General features: G+C 74.7%; 16 protein-coding genes and 1 riboswitch. Of the genes, 10 read left to right on the top strand and 6 right to left on the bottom strand.

From position 1 onward, the window contains the following. The first annotated feature begins 20 nt into the window (after positions 1-20). The 6 genes from HFV08_RS17700 (at position 21) to HFV08_RS17725 (ending at position 6,863) form a co-directional block, all read left to right on the top strand. Complete coding sequence (locus tag HFV08_RS17700; RefSeq protein ID WP_168540622.1) at positions 21-674, top strand: TetR family transcriptional regulator; 654 nt, start codon at positions 21-23, stop codon at positions 672-674. A gap of 30 nt (positions 675-704) precedes the next feature. Next, a riboswitch (cobalamin riboswitch) is annotated at positions 705-783 on the top strand. Positions 784-915: 132 nt separating this feature from the next. After that, on the top strand, positions 916-2,166 hold the full coding sequence (locus tag HFV08_RS17705; protein ID WP_168540624.1) for an SCO2321 family membrane protein: 1,251 nt from the start codon (positions 916-918) through the stop codon (positions 2,164-2,166). Further along, positions 2,163-2,888, top strand: coding sequence for an SCO2322 family protein (locus tag HFV08_RS17710; RefSeq protein WP_376770653.1), 726 nt, complete (start codon positions 2,163-2,165; stop codon positions 2,886-2,888). The genes HFV08_RS17705 and HFV08_RS17710 overlap by 4 nt, the downstream gene beginning before the upstream one ends. A gap of 11 nt (positions 2,889-2,899) precedes the next feature. Next, a complete protein-coding gene (locus HFV08_RS17715) occupies positions 2,900-4,162 on the top strand; it encodes an energy-coupling factor transporter transmembrane component T (protein WP_312885671.1) in 1,263 nt (420 codons plus the stop codon). Continuing rightward, a complete protein-coding gene (locus tag HFV08_RS17720) occupies positions 4,159-5,991 on the top strand; it encodes an ABC transporter ATP-binding protein (RefSeq protein WP_168540626.1) in 1,833 nt (610 codons plus the stop codon). Before HFV08_RS17715 ends, HFV08_RS17720 begins: the two co-directional genes overlap by 4 nt. Continuing rightward, entirely contained in the window at positions 5,988-6,863 is an 876-nt protein-coding gene (locus HFV08_RS17725; protein WP_168540628.1) for an ECF transporter S component, read from the top strand. Before HFV08_RS17720 ends, HFV08_RS17725 begins: the two co-directional genes overlap by 4 nt. Before the next feature lie 64 nt (positions 6,864-6,927). Here the strand turns inward: HFV08_RS17725 and HFV08_RS17730 are convergent, their stop codons facing one another. Then, a complete protein-coding gene (locus HFV08_RS17730) occupies positions 6,928-7,863 on the bottom strand; it encodes a LysR family transcriptional regulator (RefSeq protein WP_168540630.1) in 936 nt (311 codons plus the stop codon). Between the two features lie 125 nt (positions 7,864-7,988). Here HFV08_RS17730 and HFV08_RS17735 point away from each other — a divergent pair, with 125 nt between their 5' ends. Further along, positions 7,989-9,233: an MFS transporter gene (locus tag HFV08_RS17735; RefSeq protein ID WP_168540632.1), complete on the top strand. Its 1,245-nt coding sequence runs from the start codon at positions 7,989-7,991 to the stop codon at positions 9,231-9,233. Between the two features lie 22 nt (positions 9,234-9,255). Here HFV08_RS17735 and HFV08_RS17740 read toward each other — a convergent pair whose 3' ends face one another. Next, on the bottom strand, positions 9,256-9,480 hold the full coding sequence (locus HFV08_RS17740) for a hypothetical protein (protein ID WP_168540634.1): 225 nt from the start codon (positions 9,478-9,480) through the stop codon (positions 9,256-9,258). A 243-nt stretch (positions 9,481-9,723) separates the two neighbouring features. Between HFV08_RS17740 and HFV08_RS17745 the strand changes: the two genes are divergently transcribed. The 3 genes from HFV08_RS17745 (at position 9,724) to HFV08_RS17755 (ending at position 10,546) form a co-directional block, all read left to right on the top strand. Further along, the gene (locus HFV08_RS17745; protein ID WP_168540636.1) at positions 9,724-9,939 is read left to right on the top strand and encodes a DUF397 domain-containing protein; all 216 of its coding nucleotides are present in this window, start codon (positions 9,724-9,726) and stop codon (positions 9,937-9,939) included. 202 nt (positions 9,940-10,141) lie between these two features. Beyond that, entirely contained in the window at positions 10,142-10,327 is a 186-nt protein-coding gene (locus HFV08_RS17750; RefSeq protein WP_246341833.1) for a Scr1 family TA system antitoxin-like transcriptional regulator, read from the top strand. Between the two features lie 3 nt (positions 10,328-10,330). Next, the gene (locus HFV08_RS17755; protein WP_168540638.1) at positions 10,331-10,546 is read left to right on the top strand and encodes a DUF397 domain-containing protein; all 216 of its coding nucleotides are present in this window, start codon (positions 10,331-10,333) and stop codon (positions 10,544-10,546) included. Between the two features lie 37 nt (positions 10,547-10,583). On the opposite strand, the gene HFV08_RS17760 is transcribed toward HFV08_RS17755, so the two are convergent. The 4 genes from HFV08_RS17760 to HFV08_RS17775 form a co-directional block, all read right to left on the bottom strand. Next, positions 10,584-11,816 carry a lytic transglycosylase domain-containing protein gene (locus HFV08_RS17760; RefSeq protein WP_168540640.1) on the bottom strand — a complete coding sequence of 411 codons (1,233 nt, stop codon included), beginning with the start codon at positions 11,814-11,816 and terminating at the stop codon, positions 10,584-10,586. Between the two features lie 230 nt (positions 11,817-12,046). Beyond that, positions 12,047-13,018, bottom strand: coding sequence for a hypothetical protein (locus HFV08_RS17765; RefSeq protein ID WP_168540642.1), 972 nt, complete (start codon positions 13,016-13,018; stop codon positions 12,047-12,049). Between the two features lie 26 nt (positions 13,019-13,044). Beyond that, a complete protein-coding gene (locus HFV08_RS17770) occupies positions 13,045-13,572 on the bottom strand; it encodes an Rv1363c family protein (protein WP_168540644.1) in 528 nt (175 codons plus the stop codon). A 40-nt stretch (positions 13,573-13,612) separates the two neighbouring features. Next, positions 13,613-14,239 (bottom strand): hypothetical protein, encoded by a 627-nt coding sequence (locus HFV08_RS17775; protein ID WP_168540646.1) that lies wholly within the window; start codon positions 14,237-14,239, stop codon positions 13,613-13,615. Positions 14,240-14,241: the final 2 nt, after the last annotated feature.

Genomic DNA, 14,241 nt, shown 5'->3' on the forward strand with positions numbered 1-14,241 from the left:
AGCCCGCACGGAACGGACAGATGGCAACGCACGCACGGCCCTCGCATCCGGCCTCCCCGCAGACCGAGCGGCAGGCGGCCCGGCGCCGCCGGATGCTGCGCGCGAGCGCCGAGCTGGCCGCGCGGGGCGGCTTCGACGCCGTGCAGATGCGCGAGGTGGCCGAAGTCTCGCAGGTCGCCCTCGGCACCCTGTACCGCTACTTCCCGTCCAAGGTCCATCTGCTCGTGGCGACCATGCAGGACAAGCTCGGCCAGCTGCACACCACGCTGCGCGAGCGGCCCCCGGACGGGGCGGGCCCCGCCGAACGGGTCGCCGAGACCCTGATGCGCGCCTTCCGCGCCCTCCAGCGCGAACCGCTGCTCGCCGACGCCATGGTGCGCGCGCTGACCTTCGCCGACCGCTCGGTGAGCGCCGAGGTCGACCAGGTCACCCGGCAGACCATGGCGCTCATCCTGGACGCCATGGGCCTCGCGGATCCGAGCCCGGCGCAGCTGTCCGCGGTCCGGGTGATCGCGCACACCTGGCACTCGGCGCTGATCACCTGGGTCTCCGGCCGCGCCTCGATCACCCAGGTCGGCTTCGACATCGAGACGGTGTGCCGCCTCATCGACCTCACCTCGGCCGGGCCGCCCGAGGAACCGCCGGGCCGGACCGCCCCCGGACCCGACCGGTAAAGTGACCGCGTCGTTCTCATGCCCGCCTCGGGGGAAGCCGGTGGAAACCCGGCGCTGACCCGCAACCGTGAGCCGTCCGTCCCCGAAACGGCGGCGAGCCGGAATGCCCGGGGCGGATATGACCGGCTCGCGTCACCGGGACCCCGGTGACAGGCACCGTCGAGGCATACGGGGCCGCAGCCGCCCGGTGCTCCGTGTGCCGTGCCGCCCGGCTCCGCCACAGGGAGAGGCACCGCCGCTCATGAACGTTCGCCGCACCGCAGCGGTTCTCGCCGCCGTCGCCGTGACCGGGGCGGCCACCGCGCCGGCCGCGCTCGCCGAGACCCCGAAGCCGTCCCCCTCGGTGGCCCTGCCCTCCGGCCTGTACGGGAAGGCGGACCCGCAGTTCGACGGGGTCTGGCGGCAGTCGCTCGCCTTCCTCGCCCAGCACACCGCCTCGGTGCGGCCCGCGGACAAGGCGGTCGACTGGCTCACCGGACAGCAGTGCGCGGACGGTTCCTTCGCCCCCTTCCGCGCCGACGCCGACGCGGCCTGCGGCAGCAAGACCCCCGTGGACAGCAACAGCACGGCCGCCGCGGTGCAGGCCCTCGCCGCGCTCGGCGGGCACGAGAAGACCACCGGCAAGGCCGTCGGCTGGCTGAAGTCGGTGCAGAACAAGGACGGCGGCTGGGGCTACAACCCGGGCGGCGCCAGCGACACCAACTCCACCTCCCTGGTCATCGGCGCCCTGAAGGCCGCGGGCGAGGACCCGGCCGCGGTGCGCAAGGGCGGCAAGTCGCCCTTCGACGCGCTGGACGCGCTGACCGTGCCCTGCACCGTCAAGGACGGCGGCGGCGCCTTCGCCTTCCAGCCCGGCAAGTCCGCGGGCGGGCAGCGGCCGGGCCCGCTGGAGCCCAACGCGGACGCCTCCGCCGCCGGGGTCCTCGGCAGCCTCGGCAAGGGCCTGGCCGCCACCGGGAGCGAGAAGGACGCGGGCGGCGCCTGCGTCGAGCCCGGCGCGGCCACCCCGAAGGAGTCCGCGGCGGGCGCCGCGGACTACCTGGAGAAGGAGCTGACGGGCGGCACCCATCTGATGTCGGTGATGCCGGGCGCCGAGAAGAAGCCCGACTTCGGCAACACCGCGGACACCGTGGTCGCGCTGGCCGCCGCGGGCCGCCCGGACGCGGCGGAGAAGGCGTACGGCTGGCTGGAGGAGAACGCCGCCGACTGGGCGCGCGGGGGCGGTCCCGCCGCCTACGCGCAGCTGGTGCTCGCCGCGCACGCGGTCGGCGCCGACCCCCGCGCCTTCGGCTCCACCGACCTGGTCGGCGCGCTCGGCGCCCAGGGCCCGGCACCCGAGTCGCAGAAGGACGGCAGCGCCGAGGACGCCGGGCAGGACAAGGAGAAGGACGAGGACGGCAACAGCGTCTGGTGGATCGTCGGCGTCGGGCTCGTCGCCGGTATCGGCGTCGGCTTCCTGTTCAGCAGCCGCAACAAGAAGCAGGGGAAGTGACCGGCCGGGTCCCGGAGTCGGCGGCCCCGGCGGACGGGCGCCGCACCCCGGCACCCCGCCGCGCGACCGCCCTGGCCGCCCCGGTCGCCGCCGTACTGACCGCCGTACTCGCCGTCCTGCTCGCGGCGGCGCCCGCGGGGGCCGCCGGTTACCGGTACTGGTCCTTCTGGGAGCGCGAGGACAACGCCTGGCGGTACGCGAGTCAGGGCCCCTCGCTGACGCGCCCCGCGGACGGGTCGGTGCAGGGCTTCCGGTTCTCCGTGAGCGAGGACTCCAAGGACGCCGCGAAGCCGCGCGGCGAGGCCGGCTTCGGCACGGTCTGCGCGGACACCCCCGCCGAGAAGGGCCGCAAACGCCTCGCCCTGGTCCTCGACTTCGGCACCCCGGCCGACGCCCCCGGGCGCGAGTCGCCGCCGAGGCCGCGCACCGTCTGCGCTCGGGTGCCCGCCGACGCCACCACCGCCGAGGCGCTCGCCGCGGTGGCCAGACCGCTGCGCTACGACAGCAAGGCCCTGCTCTGCGCCATCGCGGGCTACCCGAAGTCCGGCTGCGGCGAACAGGTCTCGGGCGAGGCCGAGCACGAGCCCGGCACCCGCGGCGAGACCGGGGACGGCTCCGGCGACGAGGACGGCGGCCCCTCCTTCGGCCTGATCGGCGGCGGCGCCCTGGTCGTCCTGGTGGCCGTCGCCGCCGGGGTGCAGGCCAAGCGCCGCCGCGGCTGAGGCCCGCCGCCGTGCCCCGCACCACCGCCCTGCCCCGCCGCGGCCCGCTGCGCCCGGCCCCCCTCGCGAGCCGCTCGGGCGCCCTGCACCCCGGGGCCTGGTGGCTGTGGGCGCTCGGCCTCGGCACCGCCGCCTCGCGCACCACCAATCCGCTGCTCCTCGGCCTGCTGATCGCGGTCGCCGGGTACGTGGTCGCCGCGCGCCGGACCTCGGCGCCCTGGGCCCGCTCGTACGGGGCCTTCGTGCGCCTGGGACTGGCGGTCCTCGGTATCCGGCTCCTGTTCGCGGTGGTCCTCGGATCGCCGATCCCGGGATCGCACGTCCTCCTCACGCTGCCCGAGGCGCCGCTGCCCGACTGGGCGCAGGGCGTGCGGATCGGCGGCCGGGTCACCGCCGAGGGCCTGGTCTTCGCCGCCTACGACGGGCTCAAGCTCGCCACCCTGCTGATCTGCGTCGGCGCCGCCAACGCCCTGGCCAGCCCCTTCCGCCTGCTCAAATCGCTGCCGGGCGCGCTCTACGAGGTGGGGGTCGCCGTGGTGGTCGCGATGACCTTCGCCCCGCAGCTGATCGCGGACATCGGCAGGCTGCGGGCGGCCCGGCGGCTGCGCGGGCGCCCCGACAAGGGGCTGCGCGGACTCCTCCAGGTCGGACTGCCGGTCCTGGAGGGCGCCTTGGAGCGCTCGGTGGCGCTCGCCGCCGCCATGGACGCCCGCGGCTTCGGCCGCACCACCCCGGTCTCCGCCGCGCTCCGGCGCACCACCGGCGCCCTGACCCTCGGCGGCCTCCTCCTGGTCTGCACGGGCACCTACGGACTGCTCACCGAGGACGGCTCCGGTTACGCACCGCCCCTGCTCGGCGCGGGAGTCGCCGCCGTGCTCGCCGGGCTGCGCCTCGGCGGCCGCCGCTCGCCGCGCACCCGCTACCGCCCCGACGTCTGGGGCGCCCGGGCCTGGCTGGTCGCCGCGAGCGGGGCCGCCGTCGCCGCCGTGATGATCTGGGCGGGGTCCGCCTACACCGAGGCCCTGCGGCCCGGGGTGGTCCCGCTGGTGGCGCCGGAGCTGCCGGTGTGGCCGGCCGCGGGCATCCTGCTCGGCCTGCTGCCCGCCCTGGTGGCACCGGTGCCGCCGCCCGCGCAGCGCCCGGGCCGCACCCCGGAACCCGAAGCGGAGCCAGCCGCCACCGGCAGCGCGGCGCCCCGCCGCGACCGGCTGCGCCCCGCGCCCGCGGACCCGCACACCCCCGAACAGCCGCCCGGCGCCGAGGAGTTCACATGATCCGCTTCGAGGAGGTCTCCGTCACCTACGACGGAAGTGACCGACCCGCCCTCGCCGGGGCCGACTTCACCGTCCCGGAGGGCGAACTCGTGCTGCTCGTCGGCCCCTCGGGCGCGGGCAAGTCCACCCTGCTCGGCGCGGTCGGCGGACTGGTCCCGCACTTCACCGGCGGCACCCTGCGCGGCCGGGTGACGGTGGCGGGCCGCGACACCCGTACCCACAAGCCCCGCGAACTCTCCGACGCGGTGGGCACCGTGGGCCAGGACCCGCTGGCGCACTTCGTCACCGACACCGTCGAGGACGAACTCGCCTACGGCATGGAGTCCTTGGGCCTCGCCCCCGCGGTGATGCGCCGCCGGGTGGAGGAGACCCTCGACCTGCTCGGCCTCGCCCCGCTGCGGGACCGCCCGCTCGGCACCCTCTCCGGCGGGCAGCAGCAGCGCGTCGCCATCGGCTCGGTGCTCACCCCGCACCCGCGCGCCCTCGTCCTCGACGAACCGACCTCCGCCCTCGACCCGGCCGCCGCCGAGGAGGTGCTCGCCGTGCTCCAGCGCCTCGTACACGACCTCGGCACGACGGTACTGATGGCGGAGCACCGCCTGGAACGCGTCGTCCAGTACGCCGACCAGGTGCTGCTGCTGCCCGGCCGCGGCGAGCCCCCGGTGCTCGGCGACCCGGCCGCCCTCATGGCGCGCTCCCCCGTCTTCCCCCCGGTGGTCGGCCTCGGCCGCCTCGCGGGCTGGTCCCCGCTGCCGCTCACGGTCCGCGCCGCCCGCCGCCGCGCGGCCGAACTGCGCGGGCGCCTCGCGCACCGGAGTCCACCGGCCGACAACGGGCGCGCGGACAGGGCGAGTTCGGGCGCGGAGGAGGGCCCGAGCGCAGAGGGACCGGGCACGACAGGATCGGGTGCTGCGGCATCGAGCGGTGCAGGAGCGGGCGCTACGGGATCGGCGGCACCGAGGTCGGTGGCATCGGGATCGGCGGCATCAGGGCCGGGGACAGCCGGACCGGGCGCGGTCCGACCCGGCGCGGCCGGACCGGACACCCGCCGATCGGACAAGAAGGCACCCGCCCCGGCCCCCGTCGCCGTGGTGCGCGGGCTCGGGGTGCGCCGCGGCCGGGTCGAGGCGCTGCGGGGCGTGGACCTGACCGTACGGCCGGGTGAGACGGTGGCGCTGATGGGCCGCAACGGCGCGGGCAAGTCCACCCTGCTCTCCGCCCTGGTCGGCCTCCTCGCCCCCACCGCGGGCACCGTGCACGTCCAGGGCCTCGTCCCCCACCGCACGGCGCCGCGTCAACTCCTCGGCCACGTAGGCCTCGTACCGCAGGAGCCGCGCGATCTGCTGTACGCGGACACCGTCGCGGCGGAGTGCGCGGCGGCCGACCGGGACGCGGCGGCGGCGCCCGGCAGCTGCCGGGACCTCGTGACGCGGCTGCTGCCCGGGATCGGGGACGGCACCCATCCGCGGGACCTCTCCGAGGGCCAGCGACTCGTGCTCGCCCTCGCCGTGATCCTGACCGCGCGGCCCCCGCTGCTGCTGCTCGACGAGCCGACCCGCGGCCTCGACTACGCCGCCAAGTCCCGCCTCGCCGGCATCCTGCGCGAACTCGCCGCCGAGGGCCACGCGCTCGTACTGGCCACCCACGACGTGGAGTTGGCCGCCGAGATCGCCCACCGGGTGGTCATCCTGGCCGAGGGCGAGAGCGTCGCCGACGGGCCGACCGCCGAGATCGTGGTCTCCTCGCCCTCCTTCGCCCCGCAGGTGACGAAGATCCTCGCCCCGCAGCAGTGGCTCACCGTCGCCCAGGTCGAGGAGGCGCTGACATGAGCGGCCGGAGCACCACCGAGCACCCTGAGGCCCCCTCCCGGGCGGCGGTACGCGCCGTACGGATCGGCCCGCGCTCGGTCCTCGCGCTGGCCCTGGTGAGCGCCGTGGGCGTGGCGGCCTTCGGCTGGCCGCTGCTCGCGAGCCGGGAATCGGGGGTCAACGCCCATGCGCAGGACGCCCCTTGGCTCTTCGCGGGGCTGCTCGTGCTGCTTGTCGGGGTGGTCACGGCGGCGCTGTCCGAGTCCGGGCTCGGCCCGAAGGCGGTCGCGATGCTCGGGGTGCTCGCCGCGACCGGGGCGGCCCTGCGCCCGCTCGGCGCCGGTACCGCGGGCCTGGAGCCGATGTTCTTCCTGATGGTGCTCAGCGGCCGGGTCCTCGGACCGGGCTTCGGCTTCGTCCTCGGCTCGGTGACCATGTTCGCCTCGGCGCTGCTCACCGGCGGAGTGGGGCCCTGGATGCCCTTCCAGATGCTGTCCATGGGCTGGTTCACCATGGGCGCCGGACTGCTGCCGGGCCCGGCCCGCCTGCGCGGCCGCGGCGAACTCCTGCTGCTCGCCGGGTACGGAGGCCTGGCCGCCCTCGCCTACGGCACGATCATGAACCTCTCCGGCTGGCCCTTCATGGACTCCCTCAGCTCCGGCGTCGCCTTCGACCCCGACCTCGCCCTGCACGAGAACCTGGCCCGCTTCCTCGCCTACTGCCTCGCCACCTCCCTCGGCTGGGACCTCGGCCGCGCCGCGCTCACCGTGGTCCTGACCTTCACCCTCGGCGGTACGGTGCTGCGCGCCCTGCGGCGGGCGACCAGGCGGGCGGCGTTCGAGGTGCCGGTGATCTTCGAGGGGGCGGGCCGGGAGCCGCGGCCGGACGACTGACGCCCTGACCCCCCTGTCCCCCATGGGCGGAACCTGTGGCAACTCCCCCGCCGAGTACGCCTGTTCAGCGGGGCAGCACCCAGCCCGGTGTCCAGGTCCCGGCGGCGCCGTGACCGGCCGCGGTGGCGGCGAGATGGGCGCGCAGGGTGGCCAGGGCCGGGTGGGGGTTGTCGCGGTGCCACAGGAGCGAGTGCGGGTAGACCGGGGTCGGATCGGTCACCGGGATACGGCGCAGTCCGTGGCCCGCGGGCCAGATGAGCCGGGTGTGCTCGCCCATGAAGGTGGCCAGGGCCGGGGTGTCGGCGATGGTGTCGAGGAGCGCGTCGGAGCCGAAGTTGGGACCGGTCGCCTCGATGGTGAGGCCGAACTCGGCGGTGAGTTCGTCGTAGTAGGCGCCCCACTCGGTACCCGGGACGATGCCGGGCATCCAGATCCGGTGCCCGGCGAGCTGGTCGAGGGTCACCGACCGGGCGCCCGCCAGCGCGTGGGCGGGGCCGGTGAGGAGCTGGAGCGGCTCGTCGAGCACGCGGACGGAGGCGATGTCCTCGTCGAGCGCGTGGCCCGGGGCGGTGACGGCGCGGAAGGAGGCGTCGATCGCCCCGGAGCGGACAGCGCCGAGGGCCGCCTCGATCTCGAACAGCATCACCACGTCGAGGTCGACCTCCGGATACGCGCGGTGGAAGCCGCGCATCAGGCCCGACTGGGCGCCGCGCGAGGCGAGCACATCGACGCGCAGCGGACGGCGGCCGGGGCGCACGGAGGCGACCGCGCGCTCGGCGACCCGCAGCAGCTCGCGGGCCTGGGGCAGGAACGCCTGCCCGTCGATGGTGAGTTCGGCGCCGCGCGGGGCACGGGTGAACAGCCGTACATCCAGGGCGCGTTCGAGCGCGGCGATGCGCTTGGAGACGGCCTGCTGGCTGACCGCCAGCTCGGCGGCGGCCCGCTGGAACTGACCGGCTTCCGCGACGGCGACGAAGGTGCGTACGGCTTCGAGGTCCACGCCGATCCACCTTAGGCAACAACCACCGGTTGTACACATGCGCCCGTGCGGTTGTTTGACCTGCGGCGGTGCCGCTCGCTTGGCTCTCCCGGTCAACGCCGGTTTGTTCGGGGGGAGCGCGGAGCATGGTGGGCGGCAGACCGCTGGGCCGGGAGTTCGGCTGGCTGTGGGCGGCCTACGCGGTGAGCGCCTACGGCTCCGGGCTCGGCTTCGGTGCCCTGCCGCTGATCGCCGTGCTGGCCCTGCACGCGACTCCCGCCGAGGTGTCCGCGCTGTCCGCGGTGGGGCCCGCGGTGGGCGCGCTGATCGCGGTGCCGCTCGCCCCGTGGGGGGAGTTCCGGCGCAAACGCCCCGTCATGATCGCGACGGACCTGATCCGCTGCGCCGTCCTGGCCTCGGTCCCGGTCGCCTACGCCCTCGGGTGGCTCGGTCTCGCCCAGCTGCTCGTGGTCTCCACCGTGGTCGCCGCGGCCAGGATCGCCTTCACCGCGGCCGGGGGCGCCTACCTCAAGTCCCTCGTCCGGCCCGAGGACCTGCTCGTGGCCAACTCCCGCTTCGAGTCCACGAACTGGAGCTCCCTCGCCGTCGGCCCACCGCTCGGCGGCGCGGCGATCGGCCTGTTCGGCCCGGTCGCCACCGTCCTCGCCGACGCCCTCAGCCACCTGCTCTCCGCCCTCGCCCTCACCGCGATCCGCGACCGGGAGGAGACACCGCGGCCCACCGGGAAGAGCCCGGTCCGGGCGGCCGGGGTGCTCGACGGCTGGCGGCACATCCTCGGCCATCCCGGCCTGCGGGCGCTCTACCTCAACAACCTGCTCGTCTCCGGCCTGATCATGGCCACCGAGCCGCTCCTCGCCGTGCTCCTCCTGCGCCAACTCGGCTTCCCGCCCTGGCAGTACGGACTCGCCTTCGCCGCCCCCTGCCTCGGCGGACTCCTCGGCTCACGGCTGGCCCGCCGCGTCGTGGCCCGCCACGGCCGCCACCGGGTCTTCCGCACCGTCGGCACCCTGCGCGTCATCTGGCTGATCGGCCTGGCCTTCGTCCGGCCCGGCGTCCTCGGCCTCGCCACCGTGATCGTCCTGGAGCTGGCGATCATCATCAACATGAGCCTGTACACCCCGGTGCTCGCCACCTACCGGCTCGAACACACCCCCCTCCATCTCGTCACCCGCACTCTCTCGGCCTGGTCCATCGGCCAGCAGGCCGCCATCGCCACCCTCACCGCCCTCGCCGGCCTGCTCGCCGACGCCACCAGCCCCCGCACCGCACTCACCACCGCGGGCCTGCTCATCCTGGCCACCCCGCTGCTGCTGCCCCGGGACGAGGAGACCGGGCGGGGGGTTCCGGACCCGTTGCGGACCATCTCCTGACCGCTCCGCGGCGGCCCGGTTCTCAGTGCCCCGTGCGATCCGTCCGGTCCGCCCGGTCCCGGATCCACTGGGCCAGTTCCCGCACCAACGGCACCGAGGCGCGGCCCAGTTGGACGAGCGGCTCCCCGGTGATCGTCGGCAGGTCACCCCGCAGCGAGGGCAGGGTGAGCCCGGCGAGCCGAAGCGCGTCGGCGAGTTCGCCCGCGGCCTGCTCGCCTTCTTGGGGGCCTCTTCTTGGGGGCCTCATGGCGCGACTACAGAGACCTGATCTCGCTGCCGAAGAAAGGGCGCCCCGGATCGAGGTACGCGGCGAACGACGCCGAGCACTGTCGCGGGAATCCCTGGACGGGGACACCTGCAGCACTACGCTCTTGCGAAGACTGAACGTCGCAACGGCCAACGCCAGTAGAGCGCGACCCCGCGCGCAACGGCCAACGCCAGTAGAGCGCGACCCCGCATTCAAGCCGCCCTCAAGGAAGCGATGCAGAGAATGAATTCCTCCCTCTCCTCCGCCTCACCCGGCGAGTTGACGTGGACCAAGTCCTCATACTCCGGCACCAACGGAAACTGCCTGGAGACAGCCCAACTCCCCGGCGAATCCAGGGCAGTCCGCGACAGCAAGATCCCGCACGGACCGGTGCTCGGCTTCTCCGCCGCCCACTGGGCCAAGTTCACCGCCGGGGTGAAGGCCGGGCAGATCGCGTAACCCCGGCGCTTCTCCACGGGCGCCCCGCCGGTCAGGTGCGCTCGCGGTACTCGTGAGGCTCGGCAAGACGCAGGAGTCCTCGTCCTCTTCTCCCGGAGTGGTGGTCGGCGAGGGCGAGTCGTGGGTGCCGGGCTTGTGGTGTTCGTAGAGGGAAGGGCGAAGTCGCCATGAATTGCTGCCTGTTCGGACCGCCTTCGTCATCATGACCTTCCCCGCCACCGCGGAGACCGACATCATCTACACCGAGTCGCCGACCAGCACCTTGTACTACGAGGAGTCGAGCGACGTGGACACCTACACCACGCTCTTCCGCAGACTCAACGTCGCGGCGGCACATGCCAGTAAATCCCGGGCTCTTGTCCAGGACGCCCTCAAGGAAACGAGGTAGAGAATGAATCTCCCCTTCTCCCGCCGGTCCGTCGACGAGTTGGTCTGGACGAAATCCTCCTACTCCGGCACCAACGGCGACTGCCTCGAAGTAGCCCAACTCCCCTGCGCCCGCAAGGCAATCCGCGACAGCAAGATCCCGCACGGACCGGTGCTCGGCTTCTCCGCCGCCCACTGGGCCAAGTTCACCGCCGGGGTGAAGGCCGGGCAGATCGCGTAACCCCGGCGCCTGCCGTCGGACGCCCCGCCGTGCCCGGTCAGGGGCGGCTCGTGGTACTCGTGGGGGTTGGTTCGCCGCAGGGGTCCCCGTCCTCTTCTCCCGGAGTGGGGGTCGGGGAGGGCGAGTTGGGCGGTGTCGGGCTTGTGGTGTCCGTGGGGCAGTCGGAGGGTTCGCCCGGGGCGGTGGGTGTCGGTTCGCCGGTGGGGGAGCCGGAGCCGGTCGGGTCCGGTGAAGGGCCGCCGGTGTCCGAGGGGTCCGGGCCCGGGCTGGTGCTCGGGTCGGGACGGTCCGGGTGGCCCGGGGCCTGGCTGCCGGAGGAGGTGGGCGAGGGCTTCGGGCCGATGATGATGCCGCCGCTCCCCTTGCCGCCACCGCCCTCGCCGCCGACCGGGCGGGTCGCCGGGGTCTTCCCTCCCGCGCCCGGGCTGGCCGGGACCACACCCGTGCCGTCCGGTACCGCGTGGACGGCGTTGCGGTAGAACTCCAGCCAGTACCGCACGAGTTGGAGGTACTCACGGGAGTGGTTGTAGCTGAGCACCGCACGGTCCAGGTCGGCCGGTACGGACAGGTCGCGGGGGCCCGCGCACAGGTAGTGGCCCGCGGCCAGCGCCGCGTCGAAGACGTTGTCGGGGTCGCGGCGGCCGTCGCCGTTGCCGTCGGCGCCCCAGCGGGCCCAGGTGGTGGGCAGGAACTGCATCGGGCCCACCGCCCGGTCGTACACCCGGTCGCCGTCGTAGGCGCCGCCGTCCGAGTCGCGGATCAGCGCGAAGCCCTTGCCGTCGAGCGCCGGGCCGAGGATCCGGCCGCGGGTGGTGCCGTCCGCGGTCACCGCGCCGCCGCTCGCCTGGCCGGACTCCACCTTGCCGATGGCGGCGAGCAGGTGCCAGGGCAGCCGGCAGCCGGGGTCGCTGCGGCGCACCGAGGCCTCGGCCCCGCGGTAGGCGGCGAGCACGGTGGCCGGGATGCCGGACTGGGCACGGATCTGCACGGCGTCCGGCACCATCCCGATGCCCATCTCGGCGCCGAGCGGCGGCAGTTCGGTGTGGTACGAACCGTCGCCCGGCCCCTCGGCCGGACCCGGGGCCCGCGCGGGTGCCGTGCTCTCCCCCGCCGTCCCGTCCCGGTCGGCGGCCTCGCGTACGAGAGCGGGCGCGCCGGAGGCGGTGAGCAGGGCGACGGCGGCGACCGCCACCGCGGTACCGCGTGCTCCGTGCCGCAGCCTACGCAGCCGTCGGCGCGGTCGTCGGGATCCGCGTGATCCGCCTGTCATGGTCGTCCTCTTCCGTGTGCGTGCGGGGCCGGGTCCGGATAGGTGAGGGGCGAGGGGCTGCTGGTACTCGTCGCCGACGTTCTGCGGTCCATGGAGGCGGAGATGCCGCCCACGGCCTCCATGGCGTGGTGTGTGAAGGGCCGGGTCCTTTCCGATGAGGAGGCGGCCCAAGAGGCTGCGTATGCAGTGGAGTTGTGAGGTCGGCGCCGGGTGACGGCGACGCGGGCCGTTCAGGAGCCGAAGGTGTCGATGCCGGAGACCAGCCAGCGGCCGTCCTTGTGGAGGAGGTCGAGGGTGAACACCGCGCCCGCGTAACTCGCCCCGCCCTCGGTGGAGTCGGAGCCCGCTGCGTCCTTGCCGTCCTTCGCGTCCGGCTGCTCGTCCTTTCCGCTCTGCTTCTTCGGCTTGCTCTTCGCGGGCCCGCCCGCCGTGCTGACGCCGGCCTGGTCCGCGTAGACCAGGACCCTGGCCCGGTCGCCCTCGATGCGCTCCACCGCGCTGTCGGTCACGGTCGTGGTCAGCACCAGCTTCTGCTTCGGCGCCTGGGCTCTGACGTCTGCGAGCAGTGCGCGGTGCTGGTCAACCGCCTTGCCGGTCAGCAGAGTTGCCGCCGCCTCGGCCGCCTTGTCCGGGTCCGCGTAGTCGTACGAGAACAGGGACCCGACCAGCTCGCCGGCCTTGCCCTTGACCTCGCTGGTGCGGGCGAGGTCGGTGAGGGCCGTGTTGCGGCCGGCCGGGTCGTCCTCCAGGGCGGCCGAACGGCTGAAGCCGAGGCCCGCGAAGGCGCCGAGGAGGAGGGTGAGGATGCCGAGCACGGCGAGCAGGAGGCGGGGGGTGCGGGTGGGGGCTGCGGCGGTGGGAGCGGCGGGCTTCCCCGGTTCCGGCCCCGGCTCCTCCGGCTCCGAGCCTGACTTCGACTTCGACTTCGACTGAGGCTCCTCCCCTTGCGGGGCCTCTGCCTCCGACCGTGTCCCGCCTGGCTCCGGTGGCGGCTCCGCCTGCGGGCTCTCCCCCCGCAAGCGTGCGTCGGCGGCCTCTTCCGGCTCCGTCCCCGGCGCCCCCGGCGCGGGCAGGGTGCCGAGGGAGCCCGGGGCGGTGGTCGACGCCGGGGCAGCCGAGCGGGTGGGCGGGGTCTCGGCGCGGACGGTGCGGGCGGCGCTGAGGCGGCGCTGCCGGTTGAGGTGGTGGCGGGTTGTCGACATCCTTGCGGTCCTCCCGGGTCGCCGGTTCAGCCGGTCGCGGTGTCGCCGACCGGGGCCTGGCCGAGCGCGCTGAGTTTCCAGTCGCCCGCGGTGCGGGTGAGTTCGCCGACCATGCGGCTGTCCTTGTCGCTCGGTTCGCCCTCGGGGGCGCGGACCGTGACGCGCAGCGCGATGAGGACGCGCGCCTTGCCCGCCCGGTCGTCGAGTTCGGTGACGGCTCCGGACAGCACCCGGGCGGTGGTGACGGTCTTCGCCTGCTCGACCTGCTTCTCGAAGTCCGCGCGCCCGCCGACGAGTTGCTCGTGCAGTTCGCCGGTGGTCGACTGCTCCCACAGGTCGAGCCCGCCGGAGAGCCTGCGGTGGTCGAGGGTGTTGAGGTTCTGCACCGCCTGCTCCCCGGCGGCGAGCACCTCGTCCCGCTCGGCCGCGTAACCGCCGGAGTCCTCGTGTGCGGCCCCGTACCAGGACCAGCCCGCCCAGGCGGCGAGCGAGCCCGCGAGCAGGGTGAGCAGCACCGCCGCCAGGAGCAGCGGGTGTGCGATCGGCCGTGTCATGCCTCAACTCCCCTGTTTGCGTGGTCTGTTGCGCGCGTGCTCAGCGGGCTGCCAGGTCGACGATGCGCCACTGCCCCTCCTGGAGCCGGGCGGTCACCGCGAGCTGGGCGGCCGCGTGCGTCGGCTTCTCCTTGCCGCGCCGCGCCGACTGGTCGAGGTAGACGAGGAGTTGGGCGCTGTCGCCGTCGAGGTGCGCCACCCCGGCGCGTACGACCTCGGTGGTCAGGGTGATGAGCTGCTCGGCGACCCGGGCCCGCAGCTTCCCGAACAACTCCTCGTACTGTCCGGCCGCCTTGCCGCCGAGGACCTCGCGGGCGGAGCGTTCGGTGGCCGCGGTGCCCTTCGGGGTGTAGGAGAAGATCTTCGCCAGGGCGCTGCTGACCTCGCCGGTCACCTGGGCGGTGGCCCCGCGGTCGGTGAGCGCCTTGTTCCCGGCGGCGCCACCGCGTTCCTGGTGGGCCGCCACCAGGAGCCCCGCACCCGCGAGCACCAGGACCAGTGCCCCGGCCAGGGCGGCGATCAACAGCTTTGGCAGGGGCGGCCGTTCGCCTTCGGGAGCTGCCGGGGCAGCCGTCACCGGCCCGGCGTCCGGCGCGTCCGGCGCTCCCGGTGCCTCCGGCGCGGTCTCGTCGGCCGCCGTCTCCCGGGTGCTCTCCTCGATCGCCATGG

It is taken from the genome of Streptomyces physcomitrii, from assembly GCF_012273655.1.
Taxonomy (GTDB): Bacteria; Actinomycetota; Actinomycetes; order Streptomycetales; family Streptomycetaceae; genus Streptomyces; species Streptomyces physcomitrii.

Excerpts from the sequence above, each read along its gene's own strand:
- HFV08_RS17765 (WP_168540642.1), bottom strand. The coding sequence starts at position 13,018 with ATGTCGACAACCCGCCACCACCTCAACCGGCAGCGCCGCCTCAGCGCC.
- HFV08_RS17745 (WP_168540636.1), top strand. The coding sequence starts at position 9,724 with ATGAATTCCTCCCTCTCCTCCGCCTCACCCGGCGAGTTGACGTGGACC.
- HFV08_RS17755 (WP_168540638.1), top strand. The coding sequence starts at position 10,331 with ATGAATCTCCCCTTCTCCCGCCGGTCCGTCGACGAGTTGGTCTGGACG.
- HFV08_RS17720 (WP_168540626.1), top strand. The coding sequence starts at position 4,159 with ATGATCCGCTTCGAGGAGGTCTCCGTCACCTACGACGGAAGTGACCGA.
- HFV08_RS17740 (WP_168540634.1), bottom strand. The coding sequence starts at position 9,480 with ATGAGGCCCCCAAGAAGAGGCCCCCAAGAAGGCGAGCAGGCCGCGGGC.
- HFV08_RS17770 (WP_168540644.1), bottom strand. The coding sequence starts at position 13,572 with ATGACACGGCCGATCGCACACCCGCTGCTCCTGGCGGCGGTGCTGCTC.
- HFV08_RS17735 (WP_168540632.1), top strand. The coding sequence starts at position 7,989 with ATGGTGGGCGGCAGACCGCTGGGCCGGGAGTTCGGCTGGCTGTGGGCG.
- HFV08_RS17775 (WP_168540646.1), bottom strand. The coding sequence starts at position 14,239 with ATGGCGATCGAGGAGAGCACCCGGGAGACGGCGGCCGACGAGACCGCG.
- HFV08_RS17750 (WP_246341833.1), top strand. The coding sequence starts at position 10,142 with ATGACCTTCCCCGCCACCGCGGAGACCGACATCATCTACACCGAGTCG.
- HFV08_RS17725 (WP_168540628.1), top strand. The coding sequence starts at position 5,988 with ATGAGCGGCCGGAGCACCACCGAGCACCCTGAGGCCCCCTCCCGGGCG.
- HFV08_RS17760 (WP_168540640.1), bottom strand. The coding sequence starts at position 11,816 with ATGACAGGCGGATCACGCGGATCCCGACGACCGCGCCGACGGCTGCGT.
- HFV08_RS17700 (WP_168540622.1), top strand. The coding sequence starts at position 21 with ATGGCAACGCACGCACGGCCCTCGCATCCGGCCTCCCCGCAGACCGAG.
- HFV08_RS17705 (WP_168540624.1), top strand. The coding sequence starts at position 916 with ATGAACGTTCGCCGCACCGCAGCGGTTCTCGCCGCCGTCGCCGTGACC.